Below are 26330 nucleotides of genomic sequence, written 5' to 3' on the forward strand. Positions count from 1 at the left end.
CATGAAGAATTTGATGTATGAATTTTATATTGCAGGCTCACCAGAGGCAGTTTGGAAGGCATTGATCTCTCCTGAGGGTACAAAACAAATTTATTATGGGTCCATCATTCGATCTACATTTCAAGTGGGCGATCTCTTGGAATATGTAGGTCCTGGATTAGATGGAAATGAAACGGTGCATGTATACGGAAACGTATTGGAATATGAACCAAATCAGTTACTTCGATTTACTCACTATCCTGGAAAGTCTTATATGAAAGATGATCGTGCATTTGAGTCAAGAATTTCTTATATTCTAAAACCTATTGGATCATGCACGAAATTAATACTCATTCATGACCAATGGAAAGAAGATGATCCTTATTATGAGAACAGCAACAAGGCCTGGTGGATGATATTAAATAATACAAAGACTTTAGTAGAAACAGGAAGTACACTAGACTTTGGTGAAATCTCATAGGTCCATCATAAATGATTTAACAGAAAGAAAATATTGGATTTCAGCTCCTGAACGAATTTGTATTTTAAGAATTATGTTTTTTGGCCTAGCTCACTGATTGTGAAGTAAACAACTTAAATGTGACTTAAAAAACTTAACCGTGACCTAGAATTTTTCTATATAACTGATTTCTTTGAGAAAATGATTAAACTTTTTTATAACACCATAACTGAAAACTGCTAGAGAATAATCCATTTTGATTATTCTCTTTTCAAAATGGATTATTCTTATTTACCATATAATATGGGTTTGTGGAGTGTTTTTGATTAAACTTTATTTCAAGTCAACACATTGATACCTCCATATTTCCCCTATTATTTATCTTAACTAAAAAAAACAGCTAGTTAACCTGTTAAGTGAGAGTAGTTCAAATGATTAAATTTAGCTTTTTGAATAACGAGCATTATGATAACAAGCCCCTTCCCAAACTCGATAAGGGGCTATATATACACCTTCAAACAATTACTCTTGATGAATGCTATTTAGTTTTGAAACTTTCTTACCATCTCTATAATCAAGGCAAGACACTTCAATTAACAATCCATTAAACATTGTAAAATAAAAACCATAACTACTACCTCTCATTGTATAAGGTTCCTTGTCTATTTCAATGCCTCCGGCTACTAAACGATTATATGCTCGATCAACTTCACTTGAAGTTTCCACCAAAAAACCAATATGAAAAGCTTCAGGATATGTAACGTCCTTTTTCCCCTTGAACGCTTTTGGATCACTTAACACCAGTATAAATCCATTCTCATCACTCATCACTACAAGCGCCTTTCCCTTTTGCTCCAAAAATTGAAAATCAAAAAATGTTTCAAAGAAATGTCTAGCTTCTGATAAATCATCAACACATAGATTCAAATGATTCAACCTCATTCACCCATCTCCTTTTAAACAGGGGTTATACAGAAGTATATTGACCCATATTGATAACACTTGAATGTTTAAGGGAAGGTATTCAAGTGTTCATTTTTTAATATTCTAATACTTTATTCTATCGTCTAGAACGTTTTTTTAATGCAACATTTGGAATACAGTAAATGAAATTATATGAACGATTCGACACGGAATCTCGATTTACCGATAAAGATTGACAATCGTAGTAATCTACTTAATTCTTTGTGCAATTGGGTGATCATCTTTTAGTTGCAGCAGGTCCCATAAATTCCCGTATAAATCCTTAAACACTGCAACAATTCCATATGATTGCTCTTTCGGTTCTCTCACAAATTCTATTCCTCTTGAAATCATTTCATTATAATCTCTCCAAAAATCGTCAGTATTTAAGAAAAGAAAAACTCTACCACCTGATTGGTTACCAATAAAGGGCTCTTGTTCAGGTTTAGATGCCCTAGCTAGTAATATTGTGGTGCCGACTGAACCTGGAGGAGATACCACTACCCAACGTTTGTTTTCTTCTGGCTGATAAATATCTTCAACTAATGTGAAATTTAGTTTCCTTGTATAAAACTCTATTGCCTCATCATAGTCTTTTACTACTAATGCAATATGCACTATCGATTGAACCATTACTGTCCCTCCTAATCTTACTCACTAATCGAGTTTATATTATAACATTTCTAATTTTAACCTGTCCGTTAATTCTTCTTACATCACATACGAATCATTCTCTTTATTCAATGTTAATAACCATCTATCAGTAAACAGATAGATGGTTATATATTTGAAAAATTATAATTAAACAAATGTATTATTACGACTTCTGATAAGCCGATTTCGATGATTTCACATAATAAACCCCATGTTCAACGTTAATGATATGATCTGGTTTTGGTTTACCGCGGCCCGCTCTATGTCCAGCTAAATGCTCTTCACTTGTTTCCCAGTTTTTCCATGCTTCTTCAGATTCCCAGCGAATCATAACTACAACTTCTTCATCTCCGCGTCTCACTTTTTTCACGAGAACACTTAAGTCGATGAAGCCTTCAAATTTTTCAATAATGCCTTCTCCTGTAAAACGCTCTACAACTATATTAGATGTACCTTCTTTTACTGTAAATGTTTTAGTTTCGATAAACATATAATCCCACTCCCTTTTTTATAATACGAATACTAGTATTCTTCCATTATAATTGATTATGATAATTATTTTCAATTATAAAGTTTTAAATTTTTAGAATTATGCAGACTTCTCCGCAATCGACTCATCCAAAAATTTAAAATATGGAAGCAATATCCCTATTAAAGAAGTAACACATATAATCGAACCTATGATAAAGTATAATATTCTCACTCCCCACATTTCACTCAGTATTCCCCCAAGAAACACACCTAATGGCATTGCCGATCGTATGAAAAATAATCGCACTGAAAATACTTTTCCTATCATATTATTTGGGACTGTTTGTTGGCATATCGTCGTGTTATGAACATTGAAAAATGCAATACATATACCAGCAATTACTTCAATTATTACCGCAATTATAATACTATGATTGAACCCTAGAGAAATGTATGTGAGGCCCCCTATAAACAATCCTCCGAGCATAAGTATACGCCGACTTTTATATGTTACTTTTCCAACTAATATGGAACCAACTACATAGCCAAGCGGGAAACCTGCCATGAAGTAACCGTACTCCGCATATCCCGCTGCCAGGTCATCTTTTATATAAGGAAGGTTTGTGACCATCGTTACCCCTACTCCAAACTGTACGAAAGTAAGAAATACACCGAGCCAAACGATTATTGGTTTTGTGAAAAAGTATGTAAAACCGTGAAGAAACTGTTCTAGCCACGTTTTTCTCAATTTTTGTTTTACTCTTTTTTCTTTTATGAAAAGTAACAATCCTCCACTAATGAATAGACAAACACATACGAACAACATTGTTAATTTGATTCCAATGAATTTAATAACGATACCACCTAATACTGGCGCAAGAAACATCATAAGACGAGTCATCCCATCAATATATCCATTTGCATCTTGAAGCTGTTCTTTACTTACAACGCTCGGTGTAATCGCTTGACTTGCAGGTGTATAAAGCGGTGTAATGAGCCCTATTATAATTTGAACGACATACACGTGCCAAACTTCTATACTACTAGTAACTAACATGACTAAAGGTAGTAAGAAAACAGATGCCCGTATCCATTGTGAAAAAATCATAATCCACTTTCGGCTCCATTTATCAATAAATGGACCACTTATTAGTTGTAGTATGAGTGACGGGATAAAATATAATAGCCACATGCTGCTTAATGCTGTTTTTGATCCTGTTAATTCATAAACGAGAATTGAATTACATAACGTCCCAAAAGCCCCGCCTAATTCTGAAATTGCACTACCTATCCACATAAAAAAGAATGAACGGTTTTTCAATACACTTTTCACTATATCTCACCAACTTTTCTATTAAATTCCTCCCTTTATGTACATTCTCGTTGTATATTATCTATTCAAAAATGTATCTAATTCTTTCGCTAAAGACTGCACTGCTTTCTTTCTCAACACATATTTTCCGTCTTGAATATCAACTAACTTTGCTGAACGTAAAAGTTTCAAATGATGATGTACTGTCGATTTTCCTAGTTGTAATCTTTCCGTTATTTCTTGCAGCGTACGCTCTTGTTCAAATAGTAGTTTTACAATACGGAGCCTTGCCTCGTCCCCGAGCGCCTTATGTTTATGAACTAAAAAATAATTCGGTTCGTATGGATCTTCAGGATGTATACTTTCGTTCGCGACTGGATAATGAAATACTTTCGTATCTTCAATATCCGCTTCTATGTTCCACGGTCTGTACGTCATTTGCGGGATAAGAAGTACGTGATGGACACTTGGCTCTGGCATATAGTTCACTCCACCAGTCGCCCACTCGACAAACTCTTCCGGTTTCATCTTTTTATTCATTTCATTTTTCGCTTCATAATCTCGCTGTAGTATAGAAACAATTTCTTCTGCCTCTTTTTTAACAACACAGTCATACCACCCTGTCATAATGGCGATTAAATGCGTTTTTAGTTCGCGCACATCGACATGACATATAAACTCAATATACGTAGAGAAAAACTGATGATCATGTGTCAGTTCCTTTAGTTCATGTATTACAGATACTTCTCCGCTTGCAGCTAAACGTCTTTTCGCTTGATACGCTTCTCCTAAAAACGGTAAACATATATACTTTAAATCTTCTTCTAAAAGTGAATCGATATTTGCAATAAACTGTGATAGATCCTGAAAATCTCCCTCATACAATAACTGAAGCAATGCTTTCCATGTATTATTTTCTTCTACAAACTGTAAATGCTCTCTCATCTCTACCGATAATGATTGTCTAATTTCTTCCCATTCGCTTTGAGATTTTTCAAGCGTGTCGATTAACCTCTTATGCGTAATTGCCGCAATGCCAAGTGCGCATTCGAAAAGTATCGAATACTTCATTTGAACGTTGTACGTTTCCCTCTTTCTACTCGTTACGTGAAAGACTTCCATTTTATCCCCTCCTTATTTGCTATGTATTGAATTCTATATTTATCGAATTATACCTTCTAACTTTTTAGAATTATAAAACTTTCTGAAACTTTATATTGCTACAAGTTTTTAAATTTAAGCTGCAGTTAATTTTCTTGTTCAACTATGAGGCAGGTTTCTTGAAGAGAAAGGAGAATTTATTACATTTAGAAAAATGATTTAGAAAGCATAAGTTTATTTCTACAATTACTACAACGACGCCATATTGTTCTTTTAGAAACTTCCAAACATCAATCAGATAATAAGTAGGTCCGTTTCTACCTACTTTCTCTAACACTTATTGTTGGTCTATCTCATAGTTAAGGAGGCTATACGAATGGGTAAAAAAGAAATATTACAAAATGGAGTCAAGCAAGTTTTTTACGAAGAAGAATGGTACCCACCGATATCAGAAGCGTTAAAGAATCTTACCGCTGCCCAAGCATGTTGGCACCCAGAAGGAAAGGCCAGTAATACGATTTGGGAAAATGCAAACCATTTACTAATCTTTAAAGAGCGCTTACTTTCCCGCTTACATCAAGATGACACATTTGTTGCTCCACAAAATAATGATGACACGTTTGTCCAAGGTGGACCTAATGATGATGAAGCGTGGCAACAAACAGTGAAGCGAACGCTTCAAGTACATGATGCCTTGCAATCTTCATTAACATCCCTTCAAGAAGCAGAACTGGATCAACCAAGTCCGTCTCTACCAGTTTGGTAACAATATCTGAATATCCTTTTGCACGATGCTTATCATACAGGACAAATTATACAACTTCGTAAACTCCAAGGTTCATGGCCATCGCATCGTTCATATTTATAAACAATGATTAAAGATGATAGACCAGCATATGATTCTATATTTGGCAGAATAAGTACAAAAAAAGGCAAATGAGATTCTAACTCTCATTTACCTTTTTTGCATGTTGGAGAAACGTCCTACATAGATAAAATAAAACTTTAATCAGTGGGATTTTGTCCATCCCCCACTGATTATCAACCAAAACCAATCGGACATTTCTGGGCCATTATCTCCGACCTCACTTCCTCGCATTCGCCGAGTTTTAAGGTAGGAGTCTTACCGCCCATTAATACGGGATAAAAAATTCATTCACACTTATTAATTCATCTGTGCATCGTTCAATAGCCCAATTATTTCACTCAACATTTCTTCTGTAAAAGCACCTGCGCTAAAGTTCACTAATGCTCGTAATGGCATATAGTTCAGCATAGCATCCATCATTTCAGAGGCATCACTATCCCCTTCAGTCATACTACCAAACGGACTGTCTTTTAATGCTTTTTCCATAAGTCCTTTTGCTATTGGTGCTAAAATTGGATCCGTAAATATGTCCCCAAGTAACGTATTACGATGCACTGGTTTTTGAATTATAGTCGTTGATTGAACATACATGCTATCCTGTAAAACGATCTCTTTTGAAGACTTTCCTACTAAAATTTCAAATTCACCTGTTTCAACATGCCAGTCCTTTAATTCAACATTATAATAAGTAAATGATCTTTTATTTAAAGTAAAGCTAACCGTTTTTTCTTCTCCCGGCTGCAATTCTACTTTTTCAAATCCTTTTAGCTCTTTTTCAGGACGGGTCATACTGCTTTCAACATCTTTTATATAAAGCTGAACAATTTCTTTCCCTGCTCTACTACCAGTATTTTTCACGTTCACAATGATAGAAACAGTTTCCGTATCCGTTATCTCTTTCTTATTTATTGAAAGATTACTATACTCAAAATTTGTATAGCTTAAACCAAAACCAAATGGGAACAACGGTTCAATATTTTTCGCATCGTAATAACGGTATCCGACGAACACACCTTCTTTGTATTCTACTTTGTCACCTTCACCAGGGAAGTTTAAGTAAGAAGGATTATCGCTTAACACTTTCGGGAATGTTTCCGCTAATTTCCCGCTTGGATTCGCATCACCAAATAATAAATCAGCAATCGCTCCGCCTAATGCTTGTCCACCTAAATAGCCTTCAAGTATTCCTTTTACTTTACCTATCCATGGCATTTCAATTGGAGCACCGTTACTTAAAACTACAACGATATTACTTTGAACTTCAGCAATAGCCTCAATTAATTGCACGTGATTTTCTGGCATCTGTAAATGTTTTCGATCAAAGCCTTCAGATTCATAACGATCTGGAAGTCCAACGAAAAGGACCGCTGTATCTGCTCGCTCTGCTATTTTTTTCGCTTCATTAACCATGCTTTCATTTACATCATCACTGGCAATGTCATAGCCTTGGGCAAATAATATGTTCGTTTTTTCACCTGATACAGTTTCAATTTCTTCAAGAATACTTTCAAGATTTGTTGGATTAATATGAGAGCTTCCGCCGCCTTGAAAACGCGGTTGCTTTGCAAATCCTCCAATTACTGCTACCGTTCCCTCTTTTTTCAGCGGAAGAATTGCATCTTCATTTTGTAACATAACCATACTTTCACTTGCAACTTCTCTTGCAAGCTGATGATGCGCATCCTTACTATACACAGCGTTTTCTAATTGGTTATCATAAGCTTTAAAAATAATGTCAAGAAGACGCTCTGCTGCTTGATCAAGTTTTTCTACAGATAGCTCACCACAGTTAACTGCATCAACAATTTTCTTCTCACCAATTCCAAAGCTTGAAGGCATTTCTAACTCCAAGCCGTTCGCTAAACTTGCAACACGCTCATTTACCGCACCCCAATCAGAAACGACAAAACCTTCAAATCCCCATTCATCTTTTAAAATATCATTTAATAAATAGTTATTTTCCGAAGCGTATTCGCCATTTACCTTGTTGTAAGCGCTCATTACTGTCCAAGGCTGTGCTTCCTTAATGACATCTTCAAAGCTAGCAAGATAAATTTCACGCAATGTTCTTTCATCGACAATTGCATCTACAGACATTCTGCGATGCTCCTGATTATTAGCAGCGAAATGTTTTAATGACGTTCCAACCCCTTGACTTTGTACGCCTTTAACATGGTTTGCAGCCATTTGTGCTGATAAATATGGGTCCTCTGAAAAGTACTCAAAGTTTCTTCCGCAAAGTGGCGAACGTTTTATATTTGCACCTGGTCCAAGGAGAACACCTACATTTTCAGCCTGACATTCTTCTCCTAATGCAACTCCTACTTGTTTTATTAATTCTTTATTCCATGTACTTGCTAATCCTACTGCTGATGGGAAACAAGTCGCTGGAATACTGTTATAAATCCCTAAGTGATCTGCTCCCTCTGCCTGTTTTCTAAGCCCGTGTGGTCCATCAGTTACCATAATAGAAGGAATTCCTAATCGCTCAATCCCTTTTGTATTCCAAAAGTCTAATCCAGAACATAGACTTGCCTTTTCTTCTAATGTCATTTGTGAAATGATTTTCTTAATATCTCTTTTCATGATAGCCCTCCTAAAAAATAATTAAGTAAACGCTTTCTTAATGTCATTATAGTTATTATTTTTTAGATATTATGGTATATTTTTTAGAATACTTGTAAAAATTTTAGCTGATTTTTAAAGAATAGAGGTTACAATAATGAGTTGCTCCAAACTAGAGGATTTATATTATATTTGTAAACTAATCTTTGACGTACATAAAACACCTATCTATTTTCTTAATAACAAAGGAGATTTAGTATTTGAAATCTCGTCCAATATTCAGCATAACCCTATGTATTCTTCAAAAGAGGCGATACTTAATGAACTATTTAAGGAACAGCCCCCCTTTACTTTTCCGTCATTAGAAGAGACAGCCTTTCTTGAAAATTTTTTCGCAATTAATCTGCGTTTGAACGACCAAATTAGTGGGAATATCATTGTTGGACCCGTCCTTTATTCCAGGCTATCAGAAACATCAATTAAAGGTATCGTTAATGATCTTCAACTAAAAATAGACAAAGAAGAAATGATTCGATATTATCGTTCTCTACCCGTATTAAATAATTTGAGTTTTTTAAATATAAGTTTAGTGCTTTATTACATGCTGTATCAGAAACAGTTAAACATAGCAGATGTTCTGCAAAAAAACATGCTTGTAAAAAAGGTGGAATTTAAAATTGAACAGCCCGAAATACATATATCAGAGCAACGACAAAGTACATTAACTCATATCGATCCACTAGCTGAGAGGAAAATATTTGAGTGTATTAAGCAAGGGAAAAAGGAGGATTTAATTAAAAGTCTAAGGAGATTACCTGAATCAGGAGAGCTTGGGGTGTTATCAAAGACAAGTCACCTACGAAGCCAAAAAAATTCTGCCATTGCAGCTATTACACTTGCAACTAGATCTGCTATAGAAGGAGGACTTTTCCCTGAAATCGCATATACTCTTAGTGATTTATTTATACAAAAACTCGAAGAAATACATAAAAATGAAGCCATTTCCCCTTTTTTGGAGAATGCTTTACTTGAGTTTGCAGAACGTGTCAAAAATGGGACTATAAAAAAACATTCCAAACCTATAAACGAATGCCAAAATTATATATTTACTCATCTTTATGGTGATATTACACTAACTATCCTTGCAGAAATAGTCACATTAAACCCTAGTTATCTATCTTCCCTTTTCAAAAAAGAAGTTGGAATTTCTCTAAATGAATATATTCAGCGTGCCAAAGTAGATGAGTCAAAAAAGTTAATGACTTATACGAGACATTCTATATCCGAAATTTCTACATTATTAAATTTTCACGACCAAAGTCATTTTACAAAGATCTTTAAAAAACATACTGGTATTTCACCTAAACAATTTAAAAATGGATGCAGCTATTAATTGTCCTTCGTTCTACCAATAGATTTATTTTGTTGTTTTACATTATTAATAAATATCCTTTATACAGCGAAAAAACATTAATTTTTAGTACATAAATTGAAATAGATTGATCCCAACATAATTTACATTCTTCATAACTTCTGATCATAATCCAAATTTGGAAGAATAGAGGCTTTTTTATATACAAATAATAAGCCTCAAGGAGTTGTTGACATGCATTTCATATTAAATATGTTAGGGATTTTCATTGTAATATTATTCGTTTTCCTATGTTCGCCTAATAAAAAACAAATAAAATGGAGACCAATCGTTATTCTAATAATATTGGAGCTTTTTATTACGTGGTTTATGTTAGGCACCAAATTGGGCAGTATTATCATTAATAAAATTGCCTCATTTTTCAGTTGGCTATTATCATGTGCGAATGAAGGTATTCGATTTGCATTTCCTTCAGCTATGGAAAATCAAACAGTTGATTTCTTCTTTAGCGCCTTACTTCCTATCATTTTTGTTATCACTTTTTTTGATATCCTTTCTTATTTTGGAGTCTTAACTTGGATTATTGATAAAGTAGGTGCAATTATTTCAAAGATTTCTCGTTTACCAAAGTTAGAAAGCTTCTTTTCCATTCAAATGATGTTTTTAGGAAATACGGAAGCACTTGCAGTTGTTCGTGATCAATTATCTGTGTTAAAAGAAAATCGTTTATTGACTTTTGGAATTATGAGTATGAGTAGTGTCAGCGGATCAATTCTTGGTGCTTATCTATCAATGGTTCCAGCAACATATATTTTCAGCGCTATTCCTTTAAACTGTATTAACGCATTAATTTTAGCCAATGTTTTAAATCCTATTGAAGTTACTAAAGAAGAAGATGTTATTTATAAACCTTCAAAAAATGAAAAAAAAGATTTCTTTTCTACTATTTCTAACAGTATGTTAGTCGGAATGAATATGGTTATCGTTATTTTAGCTATGGTAATTGGATATGTAGCTTTAACAGCATGTTTAAATGGTATTTTAAGCTTTTTTATAACAGGTTTAACAATTCAAAAAATCTTCTCGATTATCTTTAGTCCCTTTGCTTTTTTACTCGGTTTAACAGGCAAAGATGCTATGTACGTAGCTGAATTAATGGGGATAAAAATCACAACGAATGAATTTGTTGCAATGATGGATTTAAAATCAAACTTAAAGTCTTTACAACCGCATACGATTGCGGTTGCAACTACATTTCTAGCTTCTTTTGCAAACTTTAGTACAGTAGGTATGATTTATGGAACTTACAATTCATTATTTGGCGGGGAAAAATCATCCATAATCGGTAAGAATGTTTGGAAGCTTCTTGTTAGCGGAATGGCTGTTTCCTTATTAAGTGCTATGCTTGTGGGGCTTTTTGTGTGGTAAATGAATATTGAATTCTTTTTAATTACAAAAGACACCCGAATTAAACTGGGTGTCTTTTGTAATTATTTCACTTGTTTTTTTATAATTCTTATCTTCGAATTTGTCCATTTCCACGAATCACATATTTTGTGGAAGTCAATGCAGGTAGCCCCATTGGTCCCCTTACGTGTAGCTTTTGCGTACTGATGCCAATTTCTGCGCCGAATCCGAATTCAGATCCATCTGTAAAACGAGTCGATGCATTATGGTAGAGTGCCGCGGCATCAACAGATGTGAAAAATTTGCTGACGTTTTCCTCGTTCTCTGTAATAATCGCTTCGGAATGCATGGATCCATACGTATTTATGTGATGAATTGCTTCTTCCGTAGTGGAAACCACTTTAACTGCCAGTGTGAGAGATAAAAACTCTGTTTCCCAGTCTTCTTCTGAAGCTAATGCAATAGAAGAATCAATTGCCAACGCTTTATTATCACCACGTAGCGCTACTCCTCTTTCCTTCAAGGAAGAAAACAGCTCGCTACCAAATTGCTGCGCCCAATTCTCATGAAGTACAATCGTTTCAATTGCATTACATACAGATGGACGCTGCGTTTTTGCGTTTATAATAATATCAAATGCCATTTGTTTATCCGCTGTTTCATCAATGAAAATATGACAATTTCCCGCACCTGTTTCAAGTACTGGAACAGATGCTTCTCTCACTACAGTATCTATTAACTGCTTGCCGCCTCTTGGGATAAGAACATCCAAGTACTCATTCAATGTAAACAACTGCTTTGCACTATCGCGCGTTGTATCTTCTATGAGCTGTACACTTTCTGAAGGCAAGCTTGTTTGTTTGAGCGCCCGGTGAATAACGCTAACGATGGCTTTGTTAGAATGAATAGCAGAAGAACTACCACGTAGTATTACTGCGTTTCCTGTTTTTAAGCAAATTGTAGCAGCATCCACTGTCACATTCGGCCTTGCCTCGTAAATCATTCCGACAACACCAAGTGGTACGCGCATCTCCTGAATAGATAATCCATTTGGTCTTTCCCATGCACTTACACATTCTCCAACAGGATCACGTAAATCAATTAGTTGCTTAATACCTTCAGTCATATCAATGATACGCTGTTCATTCAGCATAAGACGATCAAGAAGAGAATCAGAAAATCCTTTTGCCTTACCTTCTTCGATGTCCTGTTTGTTTTCCTCTAAAATATAAGCTGTTTCTACTATCAACTGATCAGCAATCGCGGCAAGTGCTTCGTTTTTTTGATCTGTAGATTTAAGCACAAGTTCTCTAGCAACCTGTTTCGCTTTTTTCCCCTTTGCCAACACTTCATTCATTTTTATTTCCTCCTTTTTTAAGGTTAATCAGTATAAAATCCGAGATCTTTTTAACACTAGTAATGCACTATCCTACCTATTAGAATTAGAGCGGTCTCTATTCTTAAAATGAAACCCAATGATCTCTATGGATGACTTCATAGCTATGCCTTTCCCCTCTTGCTTGAATATCTTGGCTCTGCATACCTTTTAAATCCCTTAGTTCCTCTGCACTGTATCTGCATTGTCCTTTCCCTATTACGTGCCCTTGTTGCGTGATTACCTCCACAACTTCACCGACTTGGAAAAATCCTGATACATTAGTAACACCAGCAGGAAGAAGACTCTTTCCATGTTGAATGATGGCAGTGGCTGCCCCCGCATCTACTTCAATTTGTCCGCTAACAAGCGAATGTAGTGCGATCCATTGCTTGTTCATCTTAATCACTTTTTGAGGAGCATTCCCTATATATGTTCCATCACCTTTGCCCTTCATAACATCTAAAAACTTCTCCTGTCCACATCCCGTTCCGATAAATACACTCACTCCAAGAGATAGTGCCGTCTTTGCAGCATCGATTTTTGATTTCATACCGCCAGTCCCAAGTTTTGAGCCAGCATCTCCTGCAAGAGAAGCAATTTCTTCCGTTACCTCAGGAAGGAAATGATATTTTTTCGCATCCGCATTTTTCTGAGGATTTTTGTCATATAAACCGTTCACATCGGTAAAAATCATGAGCATATCTGCCGAAACAAGTCCGCTTACTAAAGCTGACAGCATATCATTATCACCGAACGTCAGCTCTTCTAAAGAAATGGAATCATTTTCATTGATTATAGGAAGAGCAGAACGGTTTAGTAGCTCTCCTAAAGTAGCGTAAGCGTTACTGTATTGTTCTTTTCTAGAAAAATCATTTCTCGTTAGTAAAAGTTGTGCAGTAACAATACCATATTTACGGAATTCCTCCGTGTATGCCTGCATTAATAAACTTTGCCCGACAGCGGCAGCAGCCTGTTTCCCTTTAATTGTCACAGGTCTGCTAGGATACCCTAGAGCAGAAAAACCTGCAGCGACCGCCCCAGATGTAATCAACAAAACTTCATGTCCTTCCTCTTTCAATCGTGCCAATGCAGCAACGTGATCTGAAAGCTGTTCTTTACAGATGCCTCCATGACTCGCTGCCAAGGAACTACTCCCAATCTTTACAACAATTCTTTGCTTTCTCACTTTTTTATCCCCCAAGTCTAAAATCAAAGTTTTTCATAAATTACACTTCTATCCATACAGTGTGCATCGATTTCTATCCTCATCAATGCTGCATCTATAGTATTAAAGGGTAAAATAAAAATGACCGCTTCGCCCTTAATAAAATAAAAAGGACGAAACGGTCATTGTTCCGCGGTACCACCTTAATTGATATACATAGATATCCACTTGGCGCCTATAACGCAGGCGTACGCCTAAACTTTCATTTAAGACTCAGGGATAGGTTCGATACATTCTATACGAGGAATCTTTCAGCCGGTGAATTCCACTCTCTTTCGCAAGAAGACATATGTACTATTTCCCTTCAACGATTTTCAATTTAATTTTTTATATTATGCTATATAGTTCCTTTTTGTGTCAAGAGGTATTTTGCAAAATGAATATGATGACAAGTTTCTTGTATGAGATTATGGACATACTGGATGATAGTGAAAATTGATATAACTATACTCATATTCATAAACATAAAATCTTTTAAAAAATCTCTCCTGTCATTCATGCGATTAATAACATATATTGTTCTCCATACCAAGGTATATAAAGTGAAACTTTAATCAGTGGGGGTTTTGTTCATCCCCCACTGATTATTAGCCCTCACCAATCGGGCGTTTACGGGCAGTTGATCTCCCACCTGAATTTTGAGGTGGTAGTTTTACTGCCCACAAATAGCGGGATAACATAAAATCTTTAAATATAATGCGTGTACTTACATAATGTCGAATATAATTTATTTTTATATTTTGTATTGCAAAAAAGCACACACTCTCTTAAAATGTTTCTTTATATTGCATGGAGATATCATCATTATTTTAGAATAACAATATCAGACCGATATAATTTATGATAAAAGGAGCCAGATTGAGTTATTATGGACAAACAAATTGGATTCATCGGATGCGGAAATATGGGGATGGCTATAATTGGCGGAATGCTAAACAAAAATATAGTGTCTTCAAATAAAATCATTTGTTCAGATTTAAACACTACGAATTTAAAAAATGCCAGTGAAAAATACGGGCTAACTACAACTACTGACAACAATGAAGTAGCTAAAAATGCTGATATTTTAATTTTATCAATTAAACCAGACCTATACGCATCAATAATTAACGAAATAAAAGAAGTGATAAAAAACGATGTTATCGTCGTAACGATCGCTGCAGGAAAAAGCATCAAAAGTACTGAGGATGCTTTTCATAAAAAGTTAAGGGTTGTAAGAGTAATGCCTAATACACCTGCTCTTGTTGGAGAAGGAATGTCTGCGTTATGTCCTAATGAAATGGTGACAAAAAGAGATCTAGAAGATGTACTAAACATTTTCAATAGTTTTGGTCAAACAGAGATAGTAAGTGAAAAATTAATGGATGTTGTAACTTCTGTAAGTGGTTCTTCGCCAGCATATGTATATATGATTATAGAAGCGATGGCAGATGCAGCTGTATTAGATGGTATGCCACGAAATCAAGCATATAAATTCGCAGCTCAAGCTGTGTTAGGCTCTGCAAAAATGGTACTAGAAACAGGAATGCATCCAGGTGCATTGAAAGATATGGTTTGTTCCCCAGGCGGAACAACAATAGAAGCTGTAGCAACATTAGAGGAAAAAGGCTTACGAACAGCCATCATTTCAGCTATGCAGCGTTGTACGCAAAAGTCTGTTGAACTATCTAGGCAAACTAAAGAGTAAAAACTGTAAAAGAGATCACTTTAGCTGAATACACATATCTTTAAATAGTTTTAGACTATATGCACATTTCATTTACATACTCCTCCTTTTTCACCAGTAACTGAACGGACAAATTCAAGGATAATTGAGTTTGTCCGTTTTGTATTTTGTTATTCTAAAATAATTCACCTATTCTTATTATCATTTATTTCATAGCGTAATACCCTTTGATTTATTAAGGTAACATCATTTTCATATGTATTTGCTGCAGATTTTATCAAGTTTTAAATCATACGTTTCTTGTAAGACATGATACACACCAGATGAAATATACTCAGAGACTAAGCATAATATCTATTGAAAAAAGTAATATCAATCGTCTCAAATTGTTAACATAATATTTTTATCGTCTTCTTATATTAATACCTACTATTTCCTAATCCACCTCCATTACAATTTGAATCATTTAAGTTTTCTCCATATCGTACATCTACTATTTAAACAAAAACTCCCCTTAAATCGAAAATGATTAAGGGGAGTCAGTTATATGTGGTGAAGTTATAGTTCTGATTTTACTGGAATAGAAACATTGTTTTTCACTAATTTTTTGACGTCTTTAAAGCTAACAAAATTGTTGTTTTGCTCATCCCAAAGACGGAAACTGAGTGACCGCAAACTTGTAGCAAGAGTAATCGTTGGTACATTTTTTAAAGGAAGCGTATTATTGTGTGCCTCTTCTAATTGATAATTAGGTACTCTTGGACTTAAATGGTGAACATGGTGAAATCCAATATTACCAGTTAGAAATTGCAAGATTTTTGGAAGTTTATAAAAAGAACTTCCTTCCACTGCCGCTTTCACATATTCCCACTCTTTATCTTCTTCAAAATAAGAATCCTCGAATGTGTGCTGTACGTAAAACAGCCAAATACCTATTGAACCTGCTATTAAGAATATGGAACCATGTACTAAAAGAAACGATTGCCATCCGATTGCCCAGCAAAGTAACCCTACTAAAGCAACAATTAAAACATTCGTCAAATAGGTGTTCATGCGTTCCTTCTTTCTAGCACCTTTTCGGTTAAATCTATTTTTAAGTAGGAAAACATAAATCGGACCTAATCCAAACATAACGAATGGATTGCGATATAAACGATATGCTAAACGGAGTCTAAATGGCGCTGCCAAATATTCATTCACTGTAAGGGTCCAAATATCTCCTGTACCTCGCTTATCCAAATTACCACTTGTAGCGTGATGAACGGAATGCTCATGCCCCCATTGATCAAACGGGAATAAAGTTAAAACACCCATACATGTCCCTACTATTCTATTTACACGACGACTTTTAAAAAAAGAATGATGGGTACAATCATGAAAAATAATGAAAACCCGTGTCATAAATCCAGCGGCTAACAGAGATGGAACTAATGCTAACCAATAAGAAACGGACAGGCTTTTATAAGCAAGGTACCATAAGATAATAAATGGCACTACCGTATTGATGATTTGCCAAACACTTTTTTTTGCCGTTGATTTTTCAAAAGGAGCAACTTGTTTTTTTAAATTTTTAGTATTTTGTAATGTCATTTTTTCTAATTCCTTTCCTTTATGTTGCTAATTCGTATTATAACACATTATTAGTAGTAGGTGTTATACGCAGGTATAATAAATATTTTATACTATGAAAACCTCTTTTTTCTTACTCATTCCTTACAAATTGCTTACGTCCAAAATAGCTTCTATTATAGGATAGAAGGAGCATTTGTGCCGGAAATTTCGAAGTTTTTCCCAATAAATATATTAATTAAAAAGAAACACAGAGTTTTTTTCACTTCTGTACTGCCCCGTTTCCACAATAAGAAGTGAGCTGTCCCATAAGTCGGTGACACCGACTTTGATATGCTCCGCTTAGTTTCACCTTATTCTATCGATGAACGTAATGTTCACTTGTTGCAACTGATTTTACCGGAACTGGATCTATTTCATGAAACAAATCAAATTAAACTAGTCTATTTTGAAAACTTCCTTCACTTTTATTTAACTGTTATTCTTTATAAAATATAAAAATTTAATGTCCGTTTATTTAATTTTAAATCTATGATATATTCAAAATATTAATCATACAAAGTTAATATAATGAAAATAAGGGAAATTCATGAAAAAATGCATTTTATATTCATACTAAAATCACATAGTTTTTAGTATAGAAAGGAGATTCAAAATTTGAATAAGAATTTAACCAAAATTACATTAATAAGCGGTATCGCTCTTATACTTTATCATTTTTTTAAATGGTATTTAGTTGAATTCCTTACCCCATTTGTTATGCCATTTCTTTCAATAATAGTTCATGGATTGTTTTTCTTAATATTAATTTTCACAATCATACATCTCATAAAATACAAAAATTGGAAACCATTAATTATTCAACTAATCATAGTAATTACTTGGATATGTATACCATTTAATGAGATTTATATAAATTTAGATTTTATTATCTATAAAGAAGACCGTGAAAAAGTTATAGCACTTATAGAACATAAAGAGTTAACTCCTAATGTTCATTATGATAGTAGACAAATTCATTTACCTAAACAGTTTGCATCCACTTCCAAAAACGGTGGGGATGTAATTATTCAACAAAATAAAAATGGTATTTCTGTTTTCTTTTTTACTTATCGTGGTATATTAGATAATTTTTCAGGATTTATTTACACACCAAATGATACTAGACCAAACAAATACGACTTTAATAATGAATATAAAGAAATCACAAAAATAGAAAAAAACTGGTATTATGTCAAATCATATTAAAGAACACAAAAATTTTCTTTTAATTATATTAAAAACATACCGTATTTATAGAAAGGGAATGCTTGTATACTATATACTGATCTGTACTGCATTCCCTAATTAGGCCCGATACGAATTCTTGTCGTATTAGCTCATTCAAGGTGATGCATTTTTTTTACAAGCGATACATCTTTTTTATCATATACGTCGCTTTAACACCACTCAATATAGAGGTTGCTGTTTCAAATGAATCGAACCTTAACATAGGAGTAGCATCACACATCCATCAACTTAAGAATTTTCTCGTTTTGGATTATTTGTTTTTCTCAGCTTGATTGTGACAGGGCATTGCCAACAAAAAGCGATATTCGTACGCTAAGATTCTTTCAACATAAAGATTGTTGATAACTTGTACGTGTCAGTAATACCATCTAGCTGTAGAGTGCCGAAAAAAAGTGAAGCAAACAAAAAATAACTCCAAAATCAACTTGTATTGTATATTTTGGAGTTACTTGACGTTTACTTTGCAACGAAAGAGAACCGCAACACTGCCTAAAACCTGGGCGCTTATCACATCCACAAACACACAAAATTAAGAAGCCTTCTTCATTCGTTGTTGCTCTTTAATTTGTTCAGCAATAGCTGAAGCAACAGCTGCAACATGAATACATTCCATATATAGGTCGTCAGCATCTGTATCTTTCACGCTAACTTTTATACTTGTATACTCAAAATCCCTTTGATTTGTTTTTGGATGGTAAAACATGTTTCTCTACTCTTTCATATAGAGTAAGCAATTGCTTGATAAAAGAAAATTCCGGTACTAACCAATACGAAAATAACGCTGAAACACATCCTATTAAAGCCCCTATTACAACATCAAAAGGATAATGAACCCCTACCCAAATACGAGAGATCGCTACACAAAATGCAAGTATAATCCATAACCATCCAGTCTTTTTACGAACAAGCAAAAACGAAAAACAAATCGAAAAAAAGAGAATCGTATGGTCACTAGGAAATGAATTATCTACAGCATGGTCGACAAGTTTATTAACATCAGGCAATACTGCAAACGGTTGATAATTCAAATGAAATTTCCCTGCTATTTTTCCAATCACCTCAGCAATCACAAAAGCAACCATCGCTTGAATAACCATCATCCTACTTTTTCTGGACCCGGTAAACCAATAAGCTATAATAATTAAACCAAAAATATATACCATATATTCTGCCAAAAATACCATGGCTGAGTTTAGGAATGAATATTGTTTACCTAAATCATTAATTGCTCGAAAAATATCAATATTGAATTGAGAAAAAGACATTTTCAAATTCAGTTTCAAAACTCATTACCAAAAATAAACGCTCCTAACATATTAGTCATATACAATATGTTAGGAGCGTGATATTTTAAGTGTTTTTTGGATTTAGGTCTTGATAATATACGCTAAGCAATCTTTTATATAAAAAAGCCGATTCCCTGTAATCTAAAGGATAATCGGCTTTTTGCTATTCATTTATTTGTAGTAGTTGAAGAAATTCTAAAGGTATAATCATATTAATTATTATCTATAAAACAATCCGTTTCTCAGTTTCTGAATCAAAGTAATGAACTTTGTCCATGTTTAAACCGAGCTCTATATTTGATTGACTTTGCACATCTAAAGATGTGTCCACACGTGCAACAAAAGATTGTCCATTAATGTTAGAATATAGATATGTTTCTGCTCCCATTAGTTCTGCTACATCAATACATACCGTTACTTTTGCGTTATATGGTAAATCCTCGATTTCTTTTCCATAATAAAAGTCTTCTGGACGTATTCCTATTATGATTTCTTTATTCGTATAGCCCTTATTTCGCAAGCCTTTCATCTTCTCTTCTGGCACTTCAATTTTCCACTTATCAATCATAACTGCATTATCTGTTAATACTCCTTTGAAAAAATTCATTCCAGGAGAGCCAATGAATCCGCCGACAAATACATTCTCTGGATTATCATACACTTCTTTCGGTGTACCGACTTGCTGTATAATCCCATCTTTTAGTACAACTAAGCGCGTCGCCATCGTCATAGCTTCAATTTGATCATGCGTGACATATACAGATGTCGTTTGCAGCTGTTGATGTAATTTTGTAATCTCAGCACGCATTTGAACGCGCAGCTTCGCATCTAAGTTTGATAAAGGCTCGTCCATTAAAAATACTTTTGCATTTCGAACAATCGCTCGGCCTAAGGCAACACGCTGACGCTGACCACCTGAAAGTGCTTTTGGCTTCCGGCTTAAATACTGCTCAAGCCCAAGAATTTTTGCTGCATGTTGCACACGTTGGTCAATTTCTTCTTTACTATACTTTCTTAGTTTTAATCCAAATGCCATGTTTTCATACACACTCATATGCGGATAAAGTGCATAGTTTTGAAATACCATTGCAATATCTCTATCTTTCGGTGTAACATCATTTACACGCTTTCCATCAATATAAAAGTCGCCCTCTGAAATCTCCTCAAGTCCTGCAATCATACGTAATGTTGTAGATTTCCCACACCCTGAAGGGCCAACCAAAACGATAAATTCTCCATCATTTACTTCTAGGTTAAAATCTTTTACGATTGTCACATCATGATCATATTTTTTGTAAATGTTTTTGAATGATAGTTGAGCCATAATATCCTCCTAGAATTCGAGCTATATTTATAGATATTGTTAAAAATTATGATGACATGAATTATAAAATCTTCGAAATATCCTTCATACTGTTTAAAATATAATCCGCTTTTCCTTCTAAATCTTCCTTCCTGCTCGCACCCGATAAGACGCCCACTACTTTAATGTTACTATTTCTTGCAAATGTAACGTCTGTTAATGTATCACCTACCATAAGCACATCTTCTTCAGTTAGTGAAAATTTTTCTTTAAACATATGATAAAAGTCACTTTCAGGTTTTGTTCTATTCACACCATCATCTGCACCTAAAAAATCTACATAATCATATAACTCAGTCATTTTCAGAGAATGAATAGCTGCATCAACATCGTCTGCCGTAACAACCCCAATAATATATTCATTGTCTTTTAAATATCGTAACGTTTCCTTTGCACCTTCCACTTCTGTAAATACAAGATCATCTGCAGTAGAGTACTTTTTGAATAGAAGACATACATTTTGAATAAAATTCTCTTTATCCACATATTGATTTTCTAATAACGAATACCATGCAGCCGCAATAAAGTAATTTGTGCGACAAGCTAGTAAACTCGTACTCTCAAAATCGTTATCATTCATACCAATAATCGTTAAGTAGTCATCTCGTTTACTTTTTTCATTTGGATACGTTTGAAATATATCATCTAACACACGATGCACAATTTTGTACCAAACTGAATCTAACTGTATTAATGTTCCATCTTTATCAAAAATAATCGCTTTATTCACCTTTTATTCCCCCTATAACTTCATTCCATGTTTTTATATTTTTATTCTGAACTTTATTATGAATAGGATTAATAAATGCTACTAATTCGTCCTCTTCCCATCCCTCAACTCTAGCGTACGCCCCTTCATTTAAAGTGAATGCAAAGGTTACATCGCTTCCGTATTCTTTTTCAATCATTCTTCCATTTATAAGTAATCTCCACTCACACGGTTTATCTGCTTGAAGGTTATAAATAATATTTCCTTTAGCCTCATCGCCGACAGCAATCGTTTCACCTTCGTTTTGAATATCTATCGTTAGTTTTCTAAATCGAGAGAAATAAATTCTTCCTTTTTGAATCGCAAATTTCAAGTTTTTAATAGATAAACCGTTACATAATACATATGTTCCTGGATCACCGTAAATGGATGGGTCTTTTGATCCTGGGAATGTTTTAGATGGATGTAAATGAGAATCACTTCCTCCTATTCCCCAAATTTTAAGACCATTTGACCACATTTGATCGAAACAATGTAAAGCTTCTAAAGTAGATGATTTACTTTTTTTATAAGTTGGATCACACATAATTTCCATCGTATGAACATTTTCTAAATTAATATTAACTTGGTTCGCCCAAGGCTTCATAAATGGATGATTCACACTCAATAAATAACCTTTTTCTTTCATGAGTGAAAATAGTGCATTCATTTTTTCAGCACTAAATGATTCATCTACATACTCTGTAAAATCAACAAATTCTCTTATGCCAAATATATTGTAATGACCATAAGGAGTTGTAAGTTCCATAGATGGTATAATTAATGTGTTTCCTTTTTCATAAGATGGCATAATAATATTGTGCTCCGTCGCATATAAAAAATCTAATTCTTGTTTTTCACATACTTTCATTCCAAGTTCATCATCTATCTCGCCATCTGTTAAATCTGTATGTTCATGAAAATCCCCTTTGTACCAGCGATGTTCTTCATTTACTACCTTATTAAAACGGTCTTCATCGATAAAAACATTGCCCTTACAAAAATGCTCTCTATTATACTTTCGCTCCAACTGATCATTCACTTCTATATTTACTGTATAGTCAACTTTTTCCCCAGTAAATTTCACTACTTTCTTTGCACAATGAGGGATATATACGACTTCTAATTCCCAATTACCTGACTGTATGTCTCCTCCAATACAACCAGCAGAACAAAACTTTGAATCTTTCGAAACGACTAGTTTTTCATTTACAATTGGAGTTTGATATTGTATACGTACATAACCGTTAGGATCTCTTAAGATTAGTAAAAGCGGAATTTTTCGGCTATCCCCTTGATCAATTGTTAATGTAAAGTTTGTAATATCAGTTTCATCCATTTGGAAACAGTGTTTATTTTTTACGAATGGAGAGAGTGTTATCGTACTTGTTATTTCGATCATAGTTCTCACACCTTTTCAAGTGAATTTTAGAGGCACTTCCTTCGTTCAAAAGCACCTCACGTTCGTACTACAAACAGGTTTACTTCTTCTTTTTCAAAACTTTATCTAACTCTTCTTGCGCAACTTTAGCTGCTTCATCTAATGCTTTCTTTGCTGGAACCCCTTCAATCTCTACTTTATCTTTTGCTACATTTAAAGCGTCATTGATTTTTCCGCCCGTTGGATCTACAAATGGTCCCACTCCATTATTGTTGGCTTGTTCTAACGGAACTAATGCTTGTGGTTGTTTTTTAACAAATTCAGCATATGGACCGTACTCTGTTACATTGTTACGAACAGGAATATAGCCTGTTGCCATTGACCATTCAGCCGTTTTCTCCGTACTTGTCGCAAATTTCATAAAGTCATATGCGCCTTTTGCTACTTCTGGATCAATATTTCTCGTTAATGTGAACAAATATGTTTCTAGTTTTGGCGCTGGTTTATTATTACCCCAAGCAGGCTGAGGTAATGCTTCAAATGTGTTAAGACGTTCTTCTTCCGTCATTCCTTTACCTAATGATTTGAAAACAAATCCTTGGTCACCAGATGATCCTGTAAACCCTAATGTTCTGCCTTCTACTAAATCAATTACTGTTTTATCCCAATATTCCCATCCAGTACCACCTGAATGTATTTTCATAATTTTATCTTCATGAAGCCATGTGCGGAATTCCTCCCATACCGTAACCCAAGTATCATCGTTAATTAATACTTTTTTACCATCTTCACTTAATACATTACCGCCAGCACTGCGAACTGCATCAATTAAGTTTGACGTCCCCCACATTGGCATCCAGCCAGCATATGAAACATTTCCGTTTTCACCACGTTTTGCGACTGTTTTTGCTACCTTTTCTACACCTTCCCACGTCTTTAAATCCTCTTTTGTAAAGCCATTTTCCGCTAATGCTTTTTTATTGTAATAAAAAATTTGTGTTGTACCGTAAAACGGAATTCCATATAACTTTCCGTCAATTGTTGCTTGCTCCATAAACCCTTTCCCATAATCTTCTTTTTTGAAATTGGTATCATTTTTAACATATTCATCTATAGGTACGATTAACTGTTTTTTAGCATATTCTTGAATGACATCTGAACCTAGTAATGCAATTGCTTCTTGGTTATTCGCTGCAAATCCACTTTGTAGCTTTTGATATGACTCATCGTAGCTACCCGCTTTTGTCGTTTTCACTACATATTTGTCCTGATTTTTATTGTATTCTTCCACAATCTTATCTACACGATCTGCAAGAGAACCACCTACTCCATTAATGAATGGAACAACAACCTTCTCGCCTTCTTTACTTGCCTTAACCGTACTTCCTTTTCCGCCTGAACAACCCGCAAGTGCACTAACAAACAATGTTAAAACTGTTAGAAGCATGAATAGTTTTTTCATCCCACATATCTCCTTTACTATTTAATTACCCCTTTATTCCTGAATCAGTAACACCAGATAAGAACCATTTTTGTAGAATTAAAAATACGATTAAGAGCGGCACCATTGCGATTGTACTTGCAACCATAATGTGTGACCAATCTCGTCCTAAAGAACTATTAATGAAATAATCAGCAATTCCATTCGTAATTAGTTTTTGTGTATTATCTTTCAAAATAAGAGCTGGCCAAATGTAATTATTATAGTTACCAATAAATGTGACCAATCCTAGAGTTACAAATGATGATCGTGTCATTGGAAAAATAATCTTCCAAAGAATTCGCCAATCACTCGCTCCGTCAATTTTGGCTGCTTCTACTATTTCAAAACCAACTTTATGGAACGTTTGTTTCAAATAGAAAATACCGAATACGCTAACAGCCATAGAAATCATGTATCCAAAATGTGAATCAAGCAAACCAAATGTCCCTAACATTACATATACAGGAACATACGATACAGCTCCAGGGATCATATAGGTTGCCATCACAACACTAAACGTAATATTCTTGCCTTTAAACTTATAAAATGCCAACATATAAGCAAAAAGCGCTGACGAAACAAGTACATATATAGTAATGATGAAAGAAGTATAGAAACTATTAAATAAATATGTGCTAAATGGAAGTATATCTAATACTTGCTGATAATTTTCCCAGTGAAATTCTTTAGGCCAAAAACCTCCTTGTAATACTTCACTAGATGTTTTAAACGAACCAAGCACCATCCATATGAATGGAAAAATAAATAGTATACTTGATAACGCTAGAAAGAGATGCTTTACGATTAATGGACCTTTTTTCATATTATTCACCTTAATAGTTCACCCACTTGTCACCTATTATTTTGTTTATAACAGATAGTAGTATTGTAATGATTAGTATGATAAATGCGATTGCTGTTGCAGATCCCATATCAAATTGTTCAAACCCTTGTTGGAAGAATAAATAAAGTAACGTACGCGTCGAACCACTAGGTCCACCTTGTGTTAAAATTTTTATTTGATCGTAAGCCTGCACTGAAGAAATTGTATTGACAACAACTAAGAAGAAAGTTGTTGATGAAACCATTGGCAGTGTTACATATCGAAATTTCTGCCATGAATTTGCTCCATCAATACTAGCTGCTTCATATAAACTATCTGGAACTTTTTCTAATGCGCCAATATAGAAGATCATCGTCCAACCAACTAATTTCCAAACTGTCACAATAATGACTGCTAACATCGCTGTTTGACTACTTTGAAGCCAGTCCAAACCTGGTATCCCAAAAAAGTTTAGAACTTTATTAATAACTCCAAATTGAGGTTCATATAAAAGTGACCACACAATGGATACAGCTATTGTTGGCGTTACCCAAGGTGAAAAAATCATTAATTGGTACAATGCAGAACCTTTAAATTTTTTTCGGAAGAATAATGCGAAACCTAAGCCCAATGCAATCGTCGGAATGACTGTTCCAATTCCGAAATAAAACGTATTGAGCAATGCTTGCATAAAAGAATCTTGTGTAAATAAATTAAAATAGTTTTCTAAACCAACAAAGTTAAAATCATTCGTCATAAAATCCCAATCAGTAAAACTAATACCTAAACTAATGAAATTCGGAATAATCCAAAACAAGATTAGAGGTATTCCAACTGGTAGTAAAAAGAACACAGCTTTTGATAGTTTTATTTGCATTCTTGCCACCTCCTAATTCATATTGTACGAGTATATTATTAACACAATGTTGTTAATTTGTTAACTAATTGTAAAAACAACAAATAAAC

The 26330-nt window shown here is 34.4% G+C and carries 22 protein-coding genes, 1 pseudogene and 1 other annotated feature; of the genes and pseudogenes, 6 read left to right on the plus strand and 17 right to left on the minus strand.

The genetic code is table 11. From position 1 onward, the window contains the following. Position 1 precedes the first annotated feature (1 nt). On the plus strand, positions 2 to 460 hold the full coding sequence (locus NSQ47_RS08970) for an SRPBCC domain-containing protein (protein ID WP_002147085.1): 459 nt from the start codon (positions 2 to 4) through the stop codon (positions 458 to 460). Between the two features lie 501 nt (positions 461 to 961). On the opposite strand, the gene NSQ47_RS08975 is transcribed toward NSQ47_RS08970, so the two are convergent. The 5 genes from NSQ47_RS08975 to NSQ47_RS08995 form a co-directional block, all read right to left on the minus strand. Next, entirely contained in the window at positions 962 to 1381 is a 420-nt protein-coding gene (locus tag NSQ47_RS08975) for a VOC family protein (protein WP_340824436.1), read from the minus strand. A gap of 231 nt (positions 1382 to 1612) precedes the next feature. Beyond that, entirely contained in the window at positions 1613 to 2035 is a 423-nt protein-coding gene (locus tag NSQ47_RS08980) for a VOC family protein (RefSeq protein ID WP_002161374.1), read from the minus strand. 184 nt (positions 2036 to 2219) lie between these two features. Beyond that, entirely contained in the window at positions 2220 to 2546 is a 327-nt protein-coding gene (gene hmoA / locus NSQ47_RS08985) for a heme-degrading monooxygenase HmoA (RefSeq protein WP_070139454.1), read from the minus strand. Positions 2547 to 2645: 99 nt separating this feature from the next. Then, positions 2646 to 3860 (minus strand): MFS transporter, encoded by a 1215-nt coding sequence (locus tag NSQ47_RS08990; protein WP_340824440.1) that lies wholly within the window; start codon positions 3858 to 3860, stop codon positions 2646 to 2648. A gap of 57 nt (positions 3861 to 3917) precedes the next feature. Then, positions 3918 to 4961 (minus strand): ArsR/SmtB family transcription factor, encoded by a 1044-nt coding sequence (locus tag NSQ47_RS08995; protein WP_340824442.1) that lies wholly within the window; start codon positions 4959 to 4961, stop codon positions 3918 to 3920. Positions 4962 to 5316: 355 nt separating this feature from the next. Between NSQ47_RS08995 and NSQ47_RS09000 the strand changes: the two are divergent. Beyond that, positions 5317 to 5808, plus strand: a pseudogene (locus NSQ47_RS09000) (DinB family protein). A 297-nt stretch (positions 5809 to 6105) separates the two neighbouring features. Here NSQ47_RS09000 and NSQ47_RS09005 read toward each other — a convergent pair. Beyond that, positions 6106 to 8394: a glycoside hydrolase family 3 C-terminal domain-containing protein gene (locus tag NSQ47_RS09005; protein ID WP_340824443.1), complete on the minus strand. Its 2289-nt coding sequence runs from the start codon at positions 8392 to 8394 to the stop codon at positions 6106 to 6108. Positions 8395 to 8530: 136 nt separating this feature from the next. Between NSQ47_RS09005 and NSQ47_RS09010 the strand changes: the two genes are divergently transcribed. Both NSQ47_RS09010 and NSQ47_RS09015 read left to right on the plus strand, forming a co-directional pair. Continuing rightward, on the plus strand, positions 8531 to 9766 hold the full coding sequence (locus NSQ47_RS09010; RefSeq protein ID WP_340824445.1) for a helix-turn-helix domain-containing protein: 1236 nt from the start codon (positions 8531 to 8533) through the stop codon (positions 9764 to 9766). Positions 9767 to 9979: 213 nt separating this feature from the next. Next, complete coding sequence (locus NSQ47_RS09015; RefSeq protein WP_340824447.1) at positions 9980 to 11173, plus strand: nucleoside transporter C-terminal domain-containing protein; 1194 nt, start codon at positions 9980 to 9982, stop codon at positions 11171 to 11173. 88 nt (positions 11174 to 11261) lie between these two features. Here the strand turns inward: NSQ47_RS09015 and NSQ47_RS09020 are convergent, their stop codons facing one another. Further along, complete coding sequence (locus NSQ47_RS09020; protein WP_340824449.1) at positions 11262 to 12509, minus strand: glutamate-5-semialdehyde dehydrogenase; 1248 nt, start codon at positions 12507 to 12509, stop codon at positions 11262 to 11264. A gap of 103 nt (positions 12510 to 12612) precedes the next feature. Further along, positions 12613 to 13716: a glutamate 5-kinase gene (gene proB, locus NSQ47_RS09025; protein WP_078182174.1), complete on the minus strand. Its 1104-nt coding sequence runs from the start codon at positions 13714 to 13716 to the stop codon at positions 12613 to 12615. Positions 13717 to 13861: 145 nt separating this feature from the next. Next, positions 13862 to 14072 (minus strand) — a binding site (T-box leader). Between the two features lie 551 nt (positions 14073 to 14623). Between proB and proC the strand changes: the two genes are divergently transcribed. Next, complete coding sequence (gene proC / locus NSQ47_RS09030; protein WP_340824452.1) at positions 14624 to 15442, plus strand: pyrroline-5-carboxylate reductase; 819 nt, start codon at positions 14624 to 14626, stop codon at positions 15440 to 15442. A gap of 537 nt (positions 15443 to 15979) precedes the next feature. Here the strand turns inward: proC and NSQ47_RS09035 are convergent. Next, a complete protein-coding gene (locus tag NSQ47_RS09035; RefSeq protein ID WP_340824454.1) occupies positions 15980 to 17011 on the minus strand; it encodes a fatty acid desaturase in 1032 nt (343 codons plus the stop codon). Between the two features lie 636 nt (positions 17012 to 17647). On the opposite strand from NSQ47_RS09035, the gene NSQ47_RS09040 reads away from it, so the two are divergent. After that, on the plus strand, positions 17648 to 18238 hold the full coding sequence (locus NSQ47_RS09040) for a hypothetical protein (RefSeq protein ID WP_002161362.1): 591 nt from the start codon (positions 17648 to 17650) through the stop codon (positions 18236 to 18238). Between the two features lie 571 nt (positions 18239 to 18809). Here the strand turns inward: NSQ47_RS09040 and NSQ47_RS09045 are convergent. The 8 genes from NSQ47_RS09045 to NSQ47_RS09080 all read right to left on the minus strand — a co-directional run bounded on the left by NSQ47_RS09045 (position 18810) and on the right by NSQ47_RS09080 (position 26241). Beyond that, positions 18810 to 18983 (minus strand): hypothetical protein, encoded by a 174-nt coding sequence (locus NSQ47_RS09045; protein WP_002200104.1) that lies wholly within the window; start codon positions 18981 to 18983, stop codon positions 18810 to 18812. Beyond that, complete coding sequence (locus NSQ47_RS09050; protein ID WP_002127913.1) at positions 18946 to 19545, minus strand: undecaprenyl-diphosphatase; 600 nt, start codon at positions 19543 to 19545, stop codon at positions 18946 to 18948. The genes NSQ47_RS09045 and NSQ47_RS09050 overlap by 38 nt, the downstream gene beginning before the upstream one ends. Positions 19546 to 19789: 244 nt before the next feature. Then, positions 19790 to 20890 carry an ABC transporter ATP-binding protein gene (locus NSQ47_RS09055; protein WP_340824457.1) on the minus strand — a complete coding sequence of 367 codons (1101 nt, stop codon included), beginning with the start codon at positions 20888 to 20890 and terminating at the stop codon, positions 19790 to 19792. Between the two features lie 61 nt (positions 20891 to 20951). Next, the gene (locus NSQ47_RS09060) at positions 20952 to 21659 is read right to left on the minus strand and encodes an HAD family hydrolase (RefSeq protein WP_215557041.1); all 708 of its coding nucleotides are present in this window, start codon (positions 21657 to 21659) and stop codon (positions 20952 to 20954) included. Beyond that, complete coding sequence (locus NSQ47_RS09065) at positions 21652 to 23079, minus strand: CehA/McbA family metallohydrolase (protein WP_340824461.1); 1428 nt, start codon at positions 23077 to 23079, stop codon at positions 21652 to 21654. The genes NSQ47_RS09060 and NSQ47_RS09065 overlap by 8 nt, the downstream gene beginning before the upstream one ends. 79 nt (positions 23080 to 23158) lie before the next feature. After that, positions 23159 to 24520: an extracellular solute-binding protein gene (locus tag NSQ47_RS09070; protein WP_340824463.1), complete on the minus strand. Its 1362-nt coding sequence runs from the start codon at positions 24518 to 24520 to the stop codon at positions 23159 to 23161. Positions 24521 to 24545: 25 nt separating this feature from the next. After that, positions 24546 to 25364, minus strand: coding sequence for a carbohydrate ABC transporter permease (locus NSQ47_RS09075; protein ID WP_340824465.1), 819 nt, complete (start codon positions 25362 to 25364; stop codon positions 24546 to 24548). A gap of 10 nt (positions 25365 to 25374) precedes the next feature. Then, positions 25375 to 26241 (minus strand): carbohydrate ABC transporter permease, encoded by an 867-nt coding sequence (locus NSQ47_RS09080; RefSeq protein WP_002165547.1) that lies wholly within the window; start codon positions 26239 to 26241, stop codon positions 25375 to 25377. Between the last annotated feature and the right edge of the window lie 89 nt (positions 26242 to 26330).

The sequence above is a fragment of the Bacillus sp. FSL R10-2780 genome (genome assembly GCF_038006125.1).
Lineage (GTDB): Bacteria > Bacillota > Bacilli > Bacillales > Bacillaceae_G > Bacillus_A > Bacillus_A cereus_U.